The organism is Novosphingobium sp. PhB57, from assembly GCF_004342985.1.
In the GTDB taxonomy this organism is placed as follows: Bacteria; Pseudomonadota; Alphaproteobacteria; order Sphingomonadales; family Sphingomonadaceae; genus Novosphingobium.
This window is the reverse complement of record NZ_SMBO01000001.1, coordinates 1138016-1154331: the sequence shown is the minus strand read 5'-3', so window position 1 is coordinate 1154331 and position 16316 is coordinate 1138016. Positions and strand designations below refer to the sequence as shown.

The window sequence follows — 16316 nt, the reverse complement described above, 5'->3', positions numbered from 1 at the left end:
AACGTGAACTCCTGAGAGTTTTGCTTAGGTATGATTCCTTGATGAAGAGTAGACGTCTTCAACAATTTCATCCGTTTCGGATCCGGGTCCAGCGAGGCTGGAGCCTTTCCCGCTCCCGCCCCGCGCACTAAGGAGTCGTGCGTGAGCGACCTTCCCATCCAAGCCGTATTGCCCGAAGTCCTGTCCGCATTGCGTGACGGTCCTCACGCTGTGCTGATAGCGCCGCCGGGCGCCGGCAAGACGACCGCACTGGCTCCGGCACTGCTGGCGGAGCCCTGGTGCACGGGCACGGTGATCCTGCTTTCGCCGCGCCGCGTGGCTGCCCGTGCCGCGGCCGAGCGCATGGCCGAGCAACTGGGCGAGAAGGCCGGGGAGACGATCGGCTACGTCACCCGTCTCGATGTGAAGCGCTCCGCCCGGACGCGAGTCGTGGTCATGACCGAGGCGATCTTCGTGGCCACCATCGTATCCGATCCGGAGCTGTCCGGCGTCTCTGCGGTGCTGTTCGACGAGGCCCACGAGCGGCATCTCGACAGCGACCTCGGCCTCGCGCTTGCCATCGAATCGAGCCAGGTCCTGCGCGAGGATCTGCGCATCGTCGTCATGTCGGCGACGATCGACGGCGCGCGTTTTTCACGGTTGCTGGGCGGGAATGCGCCGGTGATCGAAAGTGCGGGCAAGGCGTGGCTGCTGGCGATCCGCTGGCTGGGCGGGTCGCCCGACCAGCGGATCGAGGATGCCATGACGTCCGCCGTGCTCACCGCATGGCGCGAGCAGGAGGGGGACATTCTTGCCTTCCTCCCCGGCGTGCGGGACATCGACCGGGTGGCGGAGCGGCTGGCAGAACGCCTGCCGGCCGCGCTGGTCCTGCCTCTGCATGGCCAATGCGAGCCGGCGGCCCAGCGCGCGGCGATCCGCCGCGATTCGCAGGGACGCCGCCGGATCGTGCTTTCCACGGCGATTGCAGAGACTTCGCTGACGCTCGAGGGCGTTTCCGTTGTCGTCGACAGCGGCCTGTCGCGCCGGGCTGAATTCGACAAGGCCGCCGGTGTCACCCGGCTGGCGACTCACCGCGCGAGTCGCGCCTCGGCTGCCCAGCGCGCGGGCCGCGCGGCGCGGCAGGGGCCGGGCACGGCCTACCGGCTGTGGGAAGAGGCGGCGCATCCCGGGCGTCCCGAATTCGACCCGCCGGAGATGCTCACCAGCGACCTGGCGCCGCTGACCCTGTCGCTGGCCCAATGGGGTGCCGGCGATCCGGCGGCGATGGCCTGGCTCGATCCGCCGCCGCCGCCCGCTCTGGATGCCGCGCGGCGGCAACTGGCCGCCCTTGGCGCGCTGGACGGAGACGACCGGATCACGGCTTTCGGCCGCAAGGTTGCGGCACTGCCCATGGACCCCGCGCAGGCGGCGATGATCCTTCATGCCGCCGAGTGCGGCGCCGCCCCCGTCGCGGCCCGGCTCGCCCTGCTGCTGCAGGAGCGTGGGCTGGGTGGCCGCAGCGAGGATCTGGCGCAGCGCCTCTCGCGCTGGGATGGCGATCGCTCGCCGCGGGCGGAAGCGTCTCGCAAGCTTGCGGCGGGCTGGGCGCGCCGGGCCCGCGCGCTGATCGCGGGGGAGGACGACAGGCAGGACGTGCCTCCCGGCGTTCTGCTGGCGCTGGGGCGGCCGGACATGGTCGCGCGCCGCCGCGATACGAGTGGTGAGAACTGGCTCTCCGCCGGGGGCAGGGGCTACGTGCTCGACCCGGCCTCGCCGCTGGCCTCGCGCGAATGGCTGGTGATCGGCGACGCCCAGGGCCAGGCCAAAGGCGCGCGGATCCTGTCCGGCGCGTCGCTGGAGACGACGGACGTGGAGCAGGGCCTGTCCGACCGGATCGAGCGCCGCTCCGTCCTGCGCTGGAACGAGGCCGAGGGGCGTGTGGAAGCGCGGCTCGAACGGCGGCTGGGCGCGATCACGCTGGCCAGTGGCCCCGATCCGGCGCCCGATCCGGTGGCCATCGCCGCGTTCTTGCTCGAACGGGTGCAGGAGAAGGGGCTCGACCTCGTGCCTTTCGGCAAGGGCACGCTCTCGCTGCTGCGGCGGGCGCGCTACGCGGGGATCGCGGCGCTTTCCGAGCAGGCCCTGCTGGCCGATCTCGACGCATGGCTGGGGCCGCTGCTCGGGCGGCGGCTCGATGCGATCGACAAGGGCGCTCTGGCCGAATCGCTGCGCAATCGCCTGGCCTGGGACGACCAGCAAGCGTTGGAGAAGCTGGCTCCGCCCGAGTTCCGCAGTCCGGCGGGAAGCACGCATGCCATCGATTACGAGGACGAGGGCGGGCCAAGCGTGGAAGTGCGGGTTCAGGCCCTGTTCGGCCTCGACCGCCATCCCACGTTTGGCCAGCCGCCTCAGCCGCTCCTTCTCAAGCTGACGTCCCCTGCCGGCCGTCCGATCCAGACAACCCGCGATTTGCCGGGATTCTGGCGCGGATCCTGGCGCGATGTGCAGCGCGATATGAAGGGGCGATATCCCCGACATCGCTGGCCCGACGCGCCCTGGACCGAGGATCCCAGCCTCAAGACGCGCAACGCATTCGAGAGGTCAAAAGGAGAAGCATCCGGGAAGACGTGATTTGCGCTTGATTCTCTCCCTGATTCGGAGGCAAAGCGCTCGGCCATGAGTGCACGCATCTATCAGCGCCCGAAGAACGCCATGCAGTCCGGCAAGGCACTGCTGGACCAGTGGGTCCTCGAGTTCGCCCCTTCCGAAGCGAAGAAGCCCGATCCCCTGATGGGGTGGGCCGGTTCCGGCGACATGCAGCAGCAGGTCACGCTGAGGTTCCCGGACCTGGAAGAGGCCAAGGCCTATGCCGCGCGCTACGGTATCGACGCCGAAGTGCACAGCACCCCGCCGCGCCGCCTCAAGATCCAGGCTTACGCTGACAACTTCCGCTGATCCGCTGCGCTGCGGCGCACGTTTCTGAGCAAATCGGCCCGCGTTTCCGGCAAGGATACGCGGGCCGCTGCCGTTATGGCGTCGGCACGGCTCGCCGCCGTCATGGTCCGCACGAAGCCCCTGTTGAAAAGCCCGACAATCCGGGCTGGACAAACAGGGCGCGCCTCTCCATATGGCCGCCCGGGAGTCGGGTGGACGTTTGCGTTCGCCAACCTGGTCAGGTCCGGAAGGAAGCAGCCACAACGGATAGCGGCGGGTCGCCCGGCTCCTTCAGCCCACATCATGCAACATGATTGCCGGACCCGCCGATGCCCAGCGCTTCGGTTGGGGCATTCGGCTCTGGGCTGTGGAGCAAATTGCTTTTCCCCTGACATTCCGGTCCCCAGTCCCTAGTTTACGCGGGATGGACGATTCACGCGACATGTTCGGCGATACCCCCCCTTGGGACGACAAGGAGGAGGAGGCGCCCGCACCGACCCAGGCCGAGCTGGAACAGGCCGGTCAGGCGTCGATGTTCGGCGAGCCCGAATCCGCGCCCGATGCCGCGCCTGTCGCATCGACGCCGGCCCCGGCGGAAGCGAAGCCCGAGGCTGCGGTGTCCAAGCCTGTCGCCAAGGCCGAGCCGGCCCAGGCCGAACCGGTCCAAGCGGAACCGGCCAAGCCTGAATCCGGCAAGCCCGCGGCCGCTCCGGCGCAGCCCTACCGGGTGCTGGCGCGCAAGTATCGTCCGCAGACTTTCGCCGAGCTGATCGGTCAGGAAGCCATGGTCCAGACCCTGGCCAACGCCATCAAGCGCGACCGGCTGGCCCATGCCTTCCTGATGACCGGCGTGCGCGGGGTGGGCAAGACATCCACCGCGCGGCTGATCGCAAAGGCGCTCAACTGCATCGGCCCGGACGGGCAGGGCGGCCCGACCATCGATCCCTGCGGCCAGTGCGAGCCTTGCCTGGCGATTGCCGAGGGTCGCCATATCGACGTGATCGAGATGGATGCCGCCTCGCACACGGGCGTCGACGACGTTCGCGAGATCATCGAGGCCGTGCGCTATGCCGCGGTTTCGGCGCGCTACAAAATCTACATCATCGACGAAGTCCACATGCTTTCCCGCAACGCTTTCAATGCCTTGCTGAAGACGCTTGAGGAACCGCCGGCCCATGTGAAGTTCCTTTTCGCGACCACCGAAGTGGACAAGCTGCCGGTCACGGTGCTGTCCCGCTGCCAGCGCTTCGACTTGCGCCGTATCCCGGCGCCGATGCTGGCCGCGCATTTCGCCCGGGTCTGCGGCCTGGAGGGCGTGGAAGCCGAGGACGAGGCGCTGGCCATGGTCGCCGCCGCCGCCGAAGGTTCGGTGCGCGACGGGCTCTCGATCCTCGACCAGGCCATCGCCCATGCCGATCTCGATGGCGAGGGGCAGGTCCTGGCCGAGAAGGTGCGCGACATGCTCGGCCTTTCGGACAAGAGCGTGCAGCGCGGCCTCGTCACCGCGATTCTCGACGGCCAGGGCGGCGAACTGCTCGAACTCGTGGCGCGCCAGTTCTCGCTGGGCGTCGAGCCGATCGCGATCATGCGCGGGCTGATGACCCTGGTTCACCGCATCGCCGTGGCGCAAGTCGCCGGCGGCGCGCACGATGCCCATTCCGCGGAAGAGCGCGAGGCGATCGAAGGCTGGGCGAAGTCGCTCAAGGCCGGGCAGGTCCATCGCATCTGGCAGCTCCTGCTCAAGGGGCACGAGGAAGTGAAATCCGCGCCCGATCCGCTGGTCGCCGCGCAAATGGCGCTGCTGCGGATCCTGCATGCCTCGGACATGCCAGACCCGGGCTCGCTGGTGAAGAAGCTGGAAGAGCTGGCCGCGCGGGCTCCCGCTGCCGCGCCGATGCCTGTCGCTTCCGGTGCGCCGGAAACGGGCGGCGCTGGCGGCGAGGGCATGACACAGGCTGCTCCCGTCCCGGCCGCGCCTGCCCCGGCGCCCAGTGTTGAGATGATCGCGCGCCGCTGGGAAGAGCTGATCGACGATGTCGAGCATATGGGCGAGCTTTCCAGCGCCAATACCATGCGCATGCAGGTGCGGGTGGTCGAGCTGGGCGCCAGCCTGCTGCGCTTCTCGCAGCCGCCCGGCTTCAGCGAAGACATCACCGGCATCCTGCGCGCCTGCCTGACCAAGGCCACCGGCGAGCGCTGGGAGGTCTACAAGGTCGGCGAGCAGGGCGCGCCCACCCTGGTGGAGCAGGCCGAGGCGAAGAAGAACGCGGAAAGCGATGCCGTGAACCGGCATCCGTTGATCCTGGCCACCAAGGCCGCTTTCCCGCAAGCCGAAGTTATCGAAGATGATCGTCCGATTGCCGTTGGCGGCGGCGGACGGAACTGGAGACATTGAAATGAAGTCGATGGAAGAGATGCTCAAGGCGGCCCAGCAGGCGGCCGAGACCATCCAGAAGCAGATGGACGAAGCGCAGACCAAGCTGGACGCGATGGAAGTCGAAGGACTTTCGGGCGGCGGACTGGTCAAGATCCGCTGCTCGGCCAAGGGCCGCGTGATCGGCGTGTCGATCGACGACAGCCTGATGCAGCCGGGCGAAAAGCAGATCCTCGAAGACCTGATCGCCGCTGCCTACAATGACGCGCGCGTCAAGGCGGACTCGGTCGCCGGCGAGGAACTGGCCAAGGCCCAGCAGGGCATGGGCCTGCCGCCCGGCTTCAAGATGCCGTTCTGATCCATGCTATGCCTTCCTGCGCCCGCTGGTCCACGCCGTCACAGGCGAACGGGCGCAGGCGCAGGAACCGCGATTTCCACCAGGGTTGACGAAACTCCGGCTGAATCGCGCTATATTGGATCAGGGGCCCGGTGTTTTCTATGAACCGGGATCTAGGGGAAGGGTGAAGTGGTGCGGTTAGCGCTTCCACAGTCTTTCGGCGTCAATCCCATTGCGTGAGGCGCCAGAGACCCCATATCGTCCCGCGAAGGCCGGGGGGCTCACAGCCTACCCGCGTGTGTGTTGAAATGGATATGACCTTGAACCTGCTTCCCCTGCTTCCCTTGCGCGACATCGTCGTGTTCCCCGGCATGGTCGTGCCGCTTTTCGTCGGACGCGAGAAATCGGTGGCCGCGCTCGAAGCGGCGATGGCGGGTGAAAAGGATATCTTCCTCCTCGCGCAGCTCGATCCCGGTTGCGACGATCCCGACCGCGACGATCTTTACGACACCGGCGTGATCGCCAGCGTCCTCCAGCTGCTCAAGCTGCCGGACGGCACCGTGCGCGTCCTCGTCGAAGGACAGGAACGCGCGAAGCTGGAAACGCTGCGCTCCGAGCAGTCCGCCGAGGGCGAGATGCTGGTCGCGCAAGTCGAGCGCGTGGAGCAAGTCGAGGCCGACGGCACCGAAACCGCCGCGATGATGCGTTCGGTGGTCGAGCAGTTCGGCGAATATGCGAAGCTCAACAAGAAGCTCTCGCAGGATGCCGGTGACCAGCTCGGCGACATCGAGGACGCGGCCAAGCTGGCCGACACCATCGCCGCGCAGCTTTCCGCCAAAGTGGGCGACAAGCAGGCCGTGCTGTCCGAGCCGGACCCGCTCAAGCGCCTGGAAATGGTCTTCTCCTTCATGGAAGGCGAACTCGGCGTCCTGCAGGTCGAGCGCAAGATCCGTGGCCGCGTGAAGCGGCAAATGGAAAAGACCCAGCGCGAATATTACCTCAACGAGCAGCTGAAGGCGATCCAGTCGGAACTCGGCGGCGGCGACGGCGAGGAAGCGAACGAACTTCAGGAGCTTCAGGAGCGCATCGAAAGCACGCGTCTCTCGAAGGAAGCGCGTGAAAAGGCCACGGGCGAGCTGAAGAAGCTGCGCTCGATGCAGCCGATGAGCGCCGAAGCCACGGTCATCCGCAATTACCTCGACGTGCTCCTGGGCCTGCCCTGGGGCAAGAAGAGCAAGCTGAAGCGCGACATTTCCTCTGCGCAGGAAATCCTCGACGCCGATCACTACGCGCTGGACAAGGTCAAGGATCGCATCGTCGAGTACCTGGCCGTGCAGGCGCGTACCAATAAGCTGAAGGGCCCGATCCTCTGCCTCGTCGGCCCGCCGGGTGTCGGCAAGACCTCGCTGGGCAAGTCGATCGCCAAGGCGACCGGCCGCGAATTCATCCGCCAGTCGCTGGGCGGCGTGCGCGACGAAGCCGAAATTCGGGGACACCGTCGCACGTACATCGGCTCGCTGCCGGGCAAGATCGTCACCAACCTCAAGAAGGCCGGCAAGTCGAACCCGCTGTTCCTGCTCGACGAGATCGACAAGCTGGGCCAGGATTTCCGCGGCGATCCCGCCTCGGCGCTGCTCGAAGTGCTGGATCCGGAGCAGAACTCGAAGTTCCAGGACCACTACCTGGAACTGGACATCGACCTTTCGGACGTGATGTTCGTCTGCACCGCGAACAGCCTGAACCTGCCGCAGCCGCTGCTCGACCGCATGGAGATCATCCGCCTCGAAGGCTATACCGAGGACGAGAAGGTCGAGATCGCCGAGCGCCACCTCGTGCGCAAGCAGGTCGAGGCGCATGGGCTGAAGAAGGGTGAGTTCACGCTGACCCAGGAAGGCCTGCGCGACCTGATCCGCTACTACACCCGCGAGGCGGGCGTCCGCACGCTGGAGCGCGAGATCGCCAAGCTGGCGCGCAAGTCGCTGCGCCAGATCCTGGAAGGCAAGGCGAGCGAAGTCACGATCACGCCGGAAAACCTCTCCGACTTCGCGGGCGTGCGCAAGTTCCGCCACGGCGTGGGCGAGGAAGAGCATCAGGTGGGCGCCGTCACCGGCCTTGCCTGGACCGAGGTGGGCGGCGAACTGCTGACCATCGAAAGCGTGACCGTGCCCGGCAAGGGCCAGATCAAGGCAACCGGCAAGCTCGGCGACGTGATGAGCGAGTCGATCCAGGCCGCCTTCAGCTTCGTGAAGGCGCGCTCGCCCGCTTACGGCATCAAGCCTTCGACGATCCAGAAGAAGGACATCCACATCCACCTGCCCGAAGGCGCGGTGCCCAAGGATGGTCCCTCGGCCGGTATCGGCATGGTGACCTCGATCGTCTCGACGCTCAGCGGCGTGCCGGTTCGCAAGGACGTCGCCATGACCGGCGAGGTCACTTTGCGCGGGCGTGTGCTGCCGATCGGCGGGCTCAAGGAAAAGCTCCTGGCCGCTCTGCGCGGCGGTATCACCACGGTGCTGATCCCGGAGGAAAACCGCAAGGACCTGGCGGAGATCCCTGAGAACGTGAAACAGGGGCTGGATATCATTCCGGTCGCGCATGTCGACGAAGTGCTCGCCCGGGCGCTGACCGAGCCGCTCGAGGCCATCGAGTGGACCGAGGCGGACGAACTGGCAGCAGCGCCTTCGCAAACGCCGGCGCCGTCTGCCACCGCGCACTGATAGGCTGCGGGACATCCTTTTCATGTCTGAAGAGGGTGTCCCGCGGTAATTTTCGGTTAAACAGATGGGCCTGAAAGAAAGTCTTTTGCGTGACGGCGCTTGTCAGGAGCGTAGTCACCCTGTAACGGCCCCCGTTCCTGCCGCGCACCTTGCCGCAGGATTTTGCTAGAAGGATCTTGAAATGGGTTACCGGGTTGCCGTCGTCGGCGCGACCGGAAATGTCGGCCGCGAAATGCTCAACATCCTCGCCGAGCGCGAATTCCCCTGCGACGAAATCGCAGCGGTGGCTTCGTCGCGTTCGACCGGGACCGAGATTGAATTCGGCGAAACCGGCAAAATGCTCAAAGTAAAGAACATCGAGCATTTCGATTTCACCGGCTGGGACATCGCTCTCTTCGCCGCCGGATCCGGCCCGACCGCGATCCACGCCCCGCGCGCTGCCGCGCAGGGCTGCGTCGTGATCGACAACTCGTCGCTTTACCGCATGGAGCCGGACATTCCGTTGGTGGTGCCGGAAGTGAACCCGGACGCGATCGACGGCTACAAGGCGCGCAACATCATCGCCAACCCCAACTGCTCGACCGCGCAGATGGTGGTGGCGCTGAAGCCGCTGCACGACAAGGCGAAGATCAAGCGCGTCATCGTCTCGACCTACCAGTCGGTTTCCGGCGCGGGCAAGGAAGGCATGGACGAGCTGTTCGAGCAGAGCCGCGCAATCTTCGTGGGCGACCAGGTCGAGGCGAAGAAGTTCACCAAGCAGATCGCCTTCAACGTGATCCCGCACATCGACGTTTTCCTGGACGATGGTTCGACCAAGGAAGAATGGAAGATGGTCGTGGAAACCAAGAAGATCCTCGATCCCAAGATCAAGGTTCAGGCCACCTGCGTGCGCGTGCCGGTCTTCGTGGGCCACTCGGAATCGCTCAACATCGAGTTCGAGGAAGAAATCTCGGCGATCGAAGCCCAGGACATCCTGCGTGAAGCGCCGGGCGTGATGCTCGTCGACAAGCGCGAGGACGGCGGATACGTCACCCCGGTGGAAGCCGTGGGCGATGGCGCCACCTACATCAGCCGCGTTCGCGAGGACTCGACCGTGGACAACGGCCTGGCGCTGTGGTGTGTCTCCGACAACTTGCGCAAGGGCGCGGCGCTCAACGCGGTGCAGATCGCAGAACTGCTGGGCCGCCGTCACCTCAAGAAGGGCTGACGCGGCGGGCTTTGGCTCGAACCGATTGAAAAAGGGCCTGCGGAGCATTCGCTTCGCAGGCCCTTTTTCTATTGGCAGCTCAACCTTTCCGCCGTCGCGGGGGCGACGGATCAGCCCTCGGTCTCGTCCGATCTTGCCGCGCCGGCCTTCATCTCGGCATAGGCGGCCTCGCGCGCTTCGCCTTCCAGCGTGAGGAGATAGCCCGAGGCTTCTTTGTACGTGAGGAACGGCAGGCCGTCGGCCAGGATCGGCTCGGTGCGGCTGTTGTAGATTCGTTTCAGCAGGCGTCGCTGCGGCCTGCTCAGCGGCGGGTTTTCGCCTGCCGGTTGCGCGTCGGTGGTTTCCATGCAGCGCTCTATCATGCCCCGGTTTGCAACGGCAATGGCGCGGGCGTGGTCGACGGGTTAGTCTGGCGCCCATGACCCGAACCCTGACCGGCGGCTGCCAGTGCGGCCGCATTCGCTACGAGGCCCAGGTCGAGAACGACGAGGCCTATCTTTGCCACTGCCGCTATTGCCAGAAGGCGACGGGCGGCTTTGCGGCGGCGTTCGTGCAAGTGGCGAAGGCCCGTGTCGCCTGGGGGCATGAACCGGACTGGTATCAAAGCTCGGCCATCGCTCGCCGGCCGTTCTGTTCGCACTGCGGAACGCCGCTCGGCTTCGACTTCATCGAGAGCAGCGGCAATATGGACCTGACACTCGGCAGCTTCGACGATCCCGGTTTCTTCCGCCCGACCACGCATTCCGGCTGCGAAAGCTTGCATCCTGCGTGGCTCGATACCAAAGACTTGCCGAGACATTACAGCGCGGAGACCGAAAGCGTCGCCTCACGCTGGAAGGCGGCAGGACTGGAGGTTCCCTAAGTGAGCGATCTGCGCAAGGAAGTCATCGAAGGTTACGCAGGCACCGATCTGGCCGTGCACGTCATGGGCGACACGGGCGCGCGGCCGTTGCTGCTGCTCCACGGCCTGTTTTCCAGCGCCGACGTGAACTGGATCAAGTACGGCAACGCGAACATCCTTGCCGATGCCGGGTTCGAGGTCTTCATGCCCGACCTTCGCGCTCACGGGCAGAGCGGCGCGCCGCACGACCCGGCGGCCTATCCCGCCGACGTGCTGGTTGAGGACCTGAAGCTGGCGATCACGGCGCTTGGCCTTGCCGACTACGACCTGGGCGGTTTCTCGCTCGGCGCGCGAACGGCGGTGCGCGGCGTCCTGGCGGGGCTCGCGCCGCGCAAGCTGATCCTGGGCGGCATGGGCCTGACCGGCCTGTCCGGCTGGGCACGGCGCAGCGCGCACTTCGTGGATGCCATCGACCGTTTCGGCACCATCGAGCGCGGCGACAAGGCTTTCGTCGCGCAGGCCTTCATGAAGTCGATGAAGATCGATCGTGTGGCCGCGCGGCTGCTGCTGGGTTCGGTCGACGATACGGGGGCGGATGCGATCGCGCGGATCACCATGCCCACGCTCTGCGTCTGCGGCGGGGAAGACCACGACAACGGTTCCGCGCGGGAACTGGCAGAGGCGCTGCCGCAAGGCGAGTATGTCGAGACGCCGGGCAATCACATGTCCTCGGTGACGTTCAAGGATATGGGGCGGGCTATGGCGGCGTTTCTGCTCGATTGAACCTCGTCATTGCGAGGAGGCGAAGCCGACGCGGCAATCCAGAGCGGCGCGGGACTGCCCTGGATTGCTTCGCTACGCTCGCAATGACGAAGTGAGGGAAGGGGTACAGGCATGTAGGAGGGAACGCACGCATCGGTGTCTCCCCTGCTTATTCTCCTCCCTTTCTGCCTCAACAGTTGATCTGACGCAGCGGGCGACTAGTCTCCCGCGCCATCAGAGAGAAAAATGAGGCAAACCCCATGAAATTCGCATCCACTGCGCTTGCCGCGCTCGCGGCCGGGCTTTCGTTCGGCATTGCCGCGCCGGCCTTCGCCGAAGACGCGCCGGCCTATCCGGAAACCGCGCAAGGCGCCGCGCAGTTCATTGCCGCCGCCGAGAAGGACCTGTTCGATTTCTCGGTCGACAATGCCCGCGTCAACTGGGTGAACTACACGTATCTCACTGACGACACCGATGCCCTGGCGGCGCAGTCCAACGGGCTGCTGACCGAGAAGCAAGTCGCCTATGCCGTGGAAGCCGCGAAGTTTTCCAAGCTGCCCGGCCTCGACGCCGACGTCTCGCGCAAGCTGGGCATCCTGCGCCAGGGCATCGTCCTGCCGGCGCCGACGACGCCGGGCGCGGCGGCGCAGTTGAGCGAGATCAGCACGCGGCTTGCCTCCACTTACGGCAAGGGCCGCGGCACGCTGGACGGCAAGGAGATCAACGGCTCGGATATCGAGGCGGAGATGGGCAACCTCACGCACACGCCTGCCGAGTTCGCCGAGATGTGGACGACCTGGCACGACAATGTCGGCAAGCCGATGAAGGGCGACTACGTCAAGATGGTCGGCATCGCCAACCAGGGTGCCAAAGAACTCGGCTATGCCGACGTCGGTGCCATGTGGCGTTCGGGCTACGACATGAGCCCCGAGCAGTTCTCCGCCGAAACGCAGCGCCTTTGGGAAGAAGTGAAGCCGCTCTATCTCGCGCTGCATACGTACGTCCGCCATAAGCTGAACGAGAAGTACGGCGATGCCGTGCAGCCCAAGACCGGACCGATCCGTGCCGACCTGCTGGGCAACATGTGGGCGCAGGAGTGGGGCACGATCTACCCGCTGGTCGCGCCGAAGGGTGCCGGCGATCTCGGCTACGACATCGGCGATCTGCTGAAGGCGCAGGGGCGCACGCCGATCGACATGGTCAAGGCGGGGGAGGGCTTCTACTCGTCGCTCGGCTTCGCGGCGCTGCCCGAGACCTTCTGGAAACGCTCGATGATCGTGAAGCCCGCCGACCGCGAGGTGATCTGCCACGCCTCGGCCTGGGACGTGGACAACAAGGACGACGTGCGCATCAAGATGTGCACCAAGGTGGATTCGACCGACTTCGTGACCATCCACCACGAACTCGGCCACAACTACTACCAGCGCGCCTACAACAAGCAGCCGTTCCTCTACCTCAACGGCGCCAACGACGGCTTCCATGAGGCCATCGGTGATTTCATCGCGCTGTCGATCACGCCGCAGTACCTCGTGCAGATCGGCCTGCTCGACAAGGCCAAGGTGCCCAGCGCCGACAAGGACATCGGCCTCCTGCTGCGCCAGGCGATGGACAAAGTGGCGTTCCTCCCCTTCGGCCTGCTGATCGACCGCTATCGCTGGGGCATCTTCGACGGTTCGATCCAGCCTGCCGACTACAACAAGGCCTGGACCAAGATGCGGCTGGACTACCAGGGCGTTACCCCGCCCGCCGCACGCAGCGACGACGGTTTCGATGCCGGCGCGAAGTTCCATGTTCCCGGCAACACGCCTTACACGCGCTACTTCCTCGCCCGCATCCTGCAGTTCCAGTTCTACCAGGCGGCGTGCAAGCAGGCCGGCTGGAAAGGGCCGCTGCACCGTTGCAGCTTCTACGGCGACAAGAAGGTCGGCGCGAACCTGAACAAGATGCTGGAAATGGGCATGTCGAAGCCCTGGCCGGAAGCGCTCAAGGCCTTTACCGGCACTCCGCAGATGAGTGCCAAGCCGATGCTCGACTACTTCGCGCCGCTGAAGAAGTGGCTCGACGAGCAGAACAAGGGCGAGAAGCAGGGCTGGTGACGCCTGCGCCCGCGCGGTCGAGGGCGGCGCGAGGTGGCCCTGGATTGCCGCGGGCCCTCGGCCCTCGCAATGACGAGGTTGGGGAAGATACCTTGAATTGAAAAAGGGGAGCCGGTTTGCACCGGCCCCCCTTTTTGTTTGCGCGGCAAGGGGTGATCGCCCCCTGTCCGTCCTTGGACGCTTAGAAGTCCACCGTGATGCCGGTGAAGAACGTGCGGCCGTAGACGTCATACGTCGTCGGATAAGTGTTGGCCTGTTCCTGGTTGTCGCCGAGGATCGGCGGCTTCCTGTTGAACATGTTGTTCATGCCGATATTCCAGGTGAAGCGCTTGGCCACGTCGATCTGCGCGGTGAGATCGAAGTAGTCGTAGGCCTTGATCCGCTCGACGCTGTAAGTGGTCGAGCCGTCGTCGTCCTTGACCGGCGAGAGGTGACGCCAGGCGAGCGAGAGCGTCTTGCCTTCGGTCGACCAGGTCGCGCGGCCGTTGAGGCGCCACTTGGCGTAGACGTTGCCGCAGAGCAGGCCGAACTTGCCGGCGCATTCCACGGTGAGGTCCGACAGGGCGGCGATCGGCTTGAACGTGAAGTTCATCAGGCGCGTGCCGCTGAAGCGCAGGGTCAGCTTGCTGGAATCGTGCACGCCGAATGCCAGCGGAACCGCATACTGCATGTCGAAGTCGATGCCGTCGGTCTTCACGCCGCCCGAGTTGGAGAGGTTGTCTGCCGCGCCGGTGATCGTGTAGCTGTTGGCGTCACGCGGCAGCATCGAGCAATAGCTGGTGTCGTAAGGCGTCCAGCCGTTCGCGGCGGTGCCGTAGCAGGCCGAGATGATGTTCGAGGTGCCGGCGGCGGTGATGTAGTTGTCGATCTTGATGTGGTAGTAATCGACGGTCAGCGACAGGCCCGGGATGAAGCGGGGCTGGATCATCGTGCCGAAGGTCCAGGTGTTCGCCGTTTCTTCACGCAGCGAAGTGTTGCCCCCGTTGTAGCTGTCGATCTGCGAATCGCCGCCGTTGTATTCGGTGCCGATCAGGTTCGCCGGAATGCCTGCCGAAACGCAGCTGGCGTTGAGGTTGGCATTCGAGAGCGCTGCCGTCGTCGCGCAGGGGTCGGTGGCCTGCTCGAAGTTCTGGGCGTTGCCGCTGTAGAGGTCGTTGACCGTGGGTGCCCGCACCGCGCGCGAGAACTGGCCGCGCAGGCTGACGTCCTTGATCGGCGCCCAGACGAGGCCGCCAGAGAACGTGCCGACCGACTTGGCCGCCGTCGAATAGTACGAATAGCGTGCGGCGCCGTTGAATTCGAGGCGGTCGATGAAGGGCTTGTCGGCGATCAGGGGCACATTGAACTCGGCGAAGAGTTCCTTGACGTTGTAGCCGCCCGAAATCGGTTCCGAACCGTTGAAGCCGATCACGTCACCCGAAGCGAGGGCTTCGTCGGGATCGAAGCTGCCGTGCTCGCTGCGATACTCGCCGCCGATCGCCAGGCCTGCCGGACCGGCGCCGAGATCGAACAGGTTGTTGTTGGTGATCGCGCCGCTGACGACCTTCTCGGTGATGGTCGAGCGATTCACCGTGTCGATCGAGATGAAGTCGGCCGCTTCCTGGCTGATGTTGCCGGCGCCGAAGATGTTCAGCGGGACGCAGCCATTGCTGGTGTCCGAGCAGACGAGATTGCCGTCGGCATCGTACGTGGTGCGCAGGGCCTGCTGGACGCGGCTGGCCGAGACGTTGCCATACTGGTGCTCGACCTGCTTCGTGCGCGAATAGCTGAAGTAGGCGTCGTAGCTCCAGTCGCCCGAAATCTCGCCGCGCGCGCCGATCAGGCCGCGATAGGCCTTGCTGTCGAGGTTGGAGATGCGGTTGCCCACTTCGGACAGGCGGCGATAGACCGATGCCGAGGTGTAGCCGTCGCCGTCGGTGTCGTAGCTGCCCAGCAGCGACTGGGTATCGGCCGACAGGAACGAGGAATCGGTGTCGAGCGAGAACGTGCCGGTCAGCGGGGTCGGCGCGAGCTGGTTCTTCACGCGGTTGTGGATGTACTGGCCTTCGCCGTAGATCGTCAGGTGATCGCTGACGTCGAAGTGCGCCTGGGCCGAGAACAGCGCGCGCTTCTGCGGGACCTGGAGGTAGTTCTCCGAGGCGTAGTTATAGGCATCGGCCGAAGTGTAGGCAGAGGTGCTGCCGTCCTGGCCGAACTTGTAGTTGCTGCCGTCAAGCGCGATACGGCCGGCCGGGATCGAGCTGGAACCGCCGCCGGTCAGGCCGCCTTCGCCGTCATCGGTCTGCGCGATCGAGGTGTAGCTGCGGGCGGACTGCAGGATCGACTTGCGGCGCATGTAGTCGCCGTAGATCGTGATGTTGCCGCGGCCTTCGGCGAAGTTCTTGCCGACGAGAAGCCCGCCATTGTACTGGGCGCCGTCGCCATCGCCGGTCAGGCGGTAGTTGGCGTTGGCCTGCACGCCTTCGAAATCCTGCTTGGTGATGAAGTTCACCACGCCGGTCACGGCGTCGGAGCCATAGACCGCGGACTTGCCGCCGGTCACCACGTCCACGCGCTCGATCAGCGCGGTCGGGATCGTGTTAAGGTCGACGATCTGGTTGGTGTCATAGGACACGTAGCGATGGCCGTTGACGAGCACCAGCGTGCGGGCGGCGCCCAGGCCGCGCAAGTCGGCCGTGGCGACGCCGCCGCCCGGATTGTTCGACGCGGCCGTCGCGCCCGGCAGGATCTGCGGCAGGTCCTTGAGGATGTTCTCGACGTTGACCTGGCCAGTCAGCGCGATTTCCTTGGCGGAAACGGCCATGATCGGCGCGGCCTGTTCCAGGTTCGGATTGGACAGGCGCGAGCCGGTGACGACGATGGCGCCGCCTTCGGGCTCGGCATCGGCGGAGGCTTGGGCATGCGCCACGGTGGGCAAGCCCATCAGCAGGGTGGACGCCAGCAGCAGGCGCTTCATCTCGGATGTCATTCGGTACTCCCTTTGCAGTTTCCGGCGCGGGATTTGCCGCAGGCCGGAACCAGATCAGGGGGTGTGCTCCCAAGATGAACTATCTGTCATCATGTAATAAT

General features: G+C 65.5%; 11 protein-coding genes and 1 other RNA gene. 10 read left to right on the top strand and 2 right to left on the bottom strand.

Translation table 11 applies throughout. The annotated features are described in order from the left end of the window. Positions 1-141: 141 nt before the first annotated feature. The 7 genes from hrpB to EDF58_RS05220 all read left to right on the top strand — a co-directional run bounded on the left by hrpB (position 142) and on the right by EDF58_RS05220 (position 9548). Positions 142-2610: an ATP-dependent helicase HrpB gene (gene hrpB, locus EDF58_RS05250; RefSeq protein ID WP_132263250.1), complete on the top strand. Its 2469-nt coding sequence runs from the start codon at positions 142-144 to the stop codon at positions 2608-2610. A 45-nt stretch (positions 2611-2655) separates the two neighbouring features. Continuing rightward, positions 2656-2934 (top strand): ETC complex I subunit, encoded by a 279-nt coding sequence (locus tag EDF58_RS05245; protein ID WP_132263248.1) that lies wholly within the window; start codon positions 2656-2658, stop codon positions 2932-2934. 180 nt (positions 2935-3114) lie between these two features. Then, positions 3115-3209: signal recognition particle sRNA small type (gene ffs / locus EDF58_RS05240), an RNA gene on the top strand. A gap of 146 nt (positions 3210-3355) precedes the next feature. Further along, positions 3356-5308, top strand: coding sequence for a DNA polymerase III subunit gamma/tau (locus EDF58_RS05235; protein ID WP_132264146.1), 1953 nt, complete (start codon positions 3356-3358; stop codon positions 5306-5308). A gap of 1 nt (position 5309) precedes the next feature. After that, positions 5310-5645: a YbaB/EbfC family nucleoid-associated protein gene (locus EDF58_RS05230; protein ID WP_132263246.1), complete on the top strand. Its 336-nt coding sequence runs from the start codon at positions 5310-5312 to the stop codon at positions 5643-5645. A 293-nt stretch (positions 5646-5938) separates the two neighbouring features. Beyond that, positions 5939-8341 carry an endopeptidase La gene (gene lon, locus EDF58_RS05225; RefSeq protein ID WP_132263245.1) on the top strand — a complete coding sequence of 801 codons (2403 nt, stop codon included), beginning with the start codon at positions 5939-5941 and terminating at the stop codon, positions 8339-8341. 181 nt (positions 8342-8522) lie between these two features. Then, the gene (locus tag EDF58_RS05220) at positions 8523-9548 is read left to right on the top strand and encodes an aspartate-semialdehyde dehydrogenase (RefSeq protein ID WP_132263243.1); all 1026 of its coding nucleotides are present in this window, start codon (positions 8523-8525) and stop codon (positions 9546-9548) included. A 110-nt stretch (positions 9549-9658) separates the two neighbouring features. Here the strand turns inward: EDF58_RS05220 and EDF58_RS05215 are convergent, their stop codons facing one another. Further along, complete coding sequence (locus EDF58_RS05215) at positions 9659-9895, bottom strand: hypothetical protein (protein ID WP_132263241.1); 237 nt, start codon at positions 9893-9895, stop codon at positions 9659-9661. A gap of 71 nt (positions 9896-9966) precedes the next feature. Between EDF58_RS05215 and EDF58_RS05210 the strand changes: the two genes are divergently transcribed. The 3 genes from EDF58_RS05210 (at position 9967) to EDF58_RS05200 (ending at position 13247) form a co-directional block, all read left to right on the top strand. Next, positions 9967-10410 carry a GFA family protein gene (locus EDF58_RS05210; RefSeq protein WP_132263240.1) on the top strand — a complete coding sequence of 148 codons (444 nt, stop codon included), beginning with the start codon at positions 9967-9969 and terminating at the stop codon, positions 10408-10410. Beyond that, entirely contained in the window at positions 10411-11172 is a 762-nt protein-coding gene (locus EDF58_RS05205) for an alpha/beta fold hydrolase (RefSeq protein WP_132263238.1), read from the top strand. A 239-nt stretch (positions 11173-11411) separates the two neighbouring features. Then, positions 11412-13247, top strand: coding sequence for a M2 family metallopeptidase (locus EDF58_RS05200; RefSeq protein ID WP_132263236.1), 1836 nt, complete (start codon positions 11412-11414; stop codon positions 13245-13247). Between the two features lie 181 nt (positions 13248-13428). Here EDF58_RS05200 and EDF58_RS05195 read toward each other — a convergent pair whose 3' ends face one another. Beyond that, positions 13429-16215, bottom strand: a complete 2787-nt coding sequence (locus tag EDF58_RS05195) for a TonB-dependent receptor (protein ID WP_132263234.1) — start codon at positions 16213-16215, stop codon at positions 13429-13431. Positions 16216-16316 lie beyond the last annotated feature (101 nt).

Coding starts and splice junctions, on each gene's coding strand:
- EDF58_RS05230 (WP_132263246.1), top strand. CDS start 5,310: ATGAAGTCGATGGAAGAGATGCTCAAGGCGGCCCAGCAGGCGGCCGAG.
- EDF58_RS05245 (WP_132263248.1), top strand. CDS start 2,656: ATGAGTGCACGCATCTATCAGCGCCCGAAGAACGCCATGCAGTCCGGC.
- EDF58_RS05200 (WP_132263236.1), top strand. CDS start 11,412: ATGAAATTCGCATCCACTGCGCTTGCCGCGCTCGCGGCCGGGCTTTCG.
- EDF58_RS05195 (WP_132263234.1), bottom strand. CDS start 16,215: ATGACATCCGAGATGAAGCGCCTGCTGCTGGCGTCCACCCTGCTGATG.
- EDF58_RS05210 (WP_132263240.1), top strand. CDS start 9,967: ATGACCCGAACCCTGACCGGCGGCTGCCAGTGCGGCCGCATTCGCTAC.
- EDF58_RS05235 (WP_132264146.1), top strand. CDS start 3,356: ATGTTCGGCGATACCCCCCCTTGGGACGACAAGGAGGAGGAGGCGCCC.
- EDF58_RS05220 (WP_132263243.1), top strand. CDS start 8,523: ATGGGTTACCGGGTTGCCGTCGTCGGCGCGACCGGAAATGTCGGCCGC.
- lon (WP_132263245.1), top strand. CDS start 5,939: ATGACCTTGAACCTGCTTCCCCTGCTTCCCTTGCGCGACATCGTCGTG.
- EDF58_RS05215 (WP_132263241.1), bottom strand. CDS start 9,895: ATGGAAACCACCGACGCGCAACCGGCAGGCGAAAACCCGCCGCTGAGC.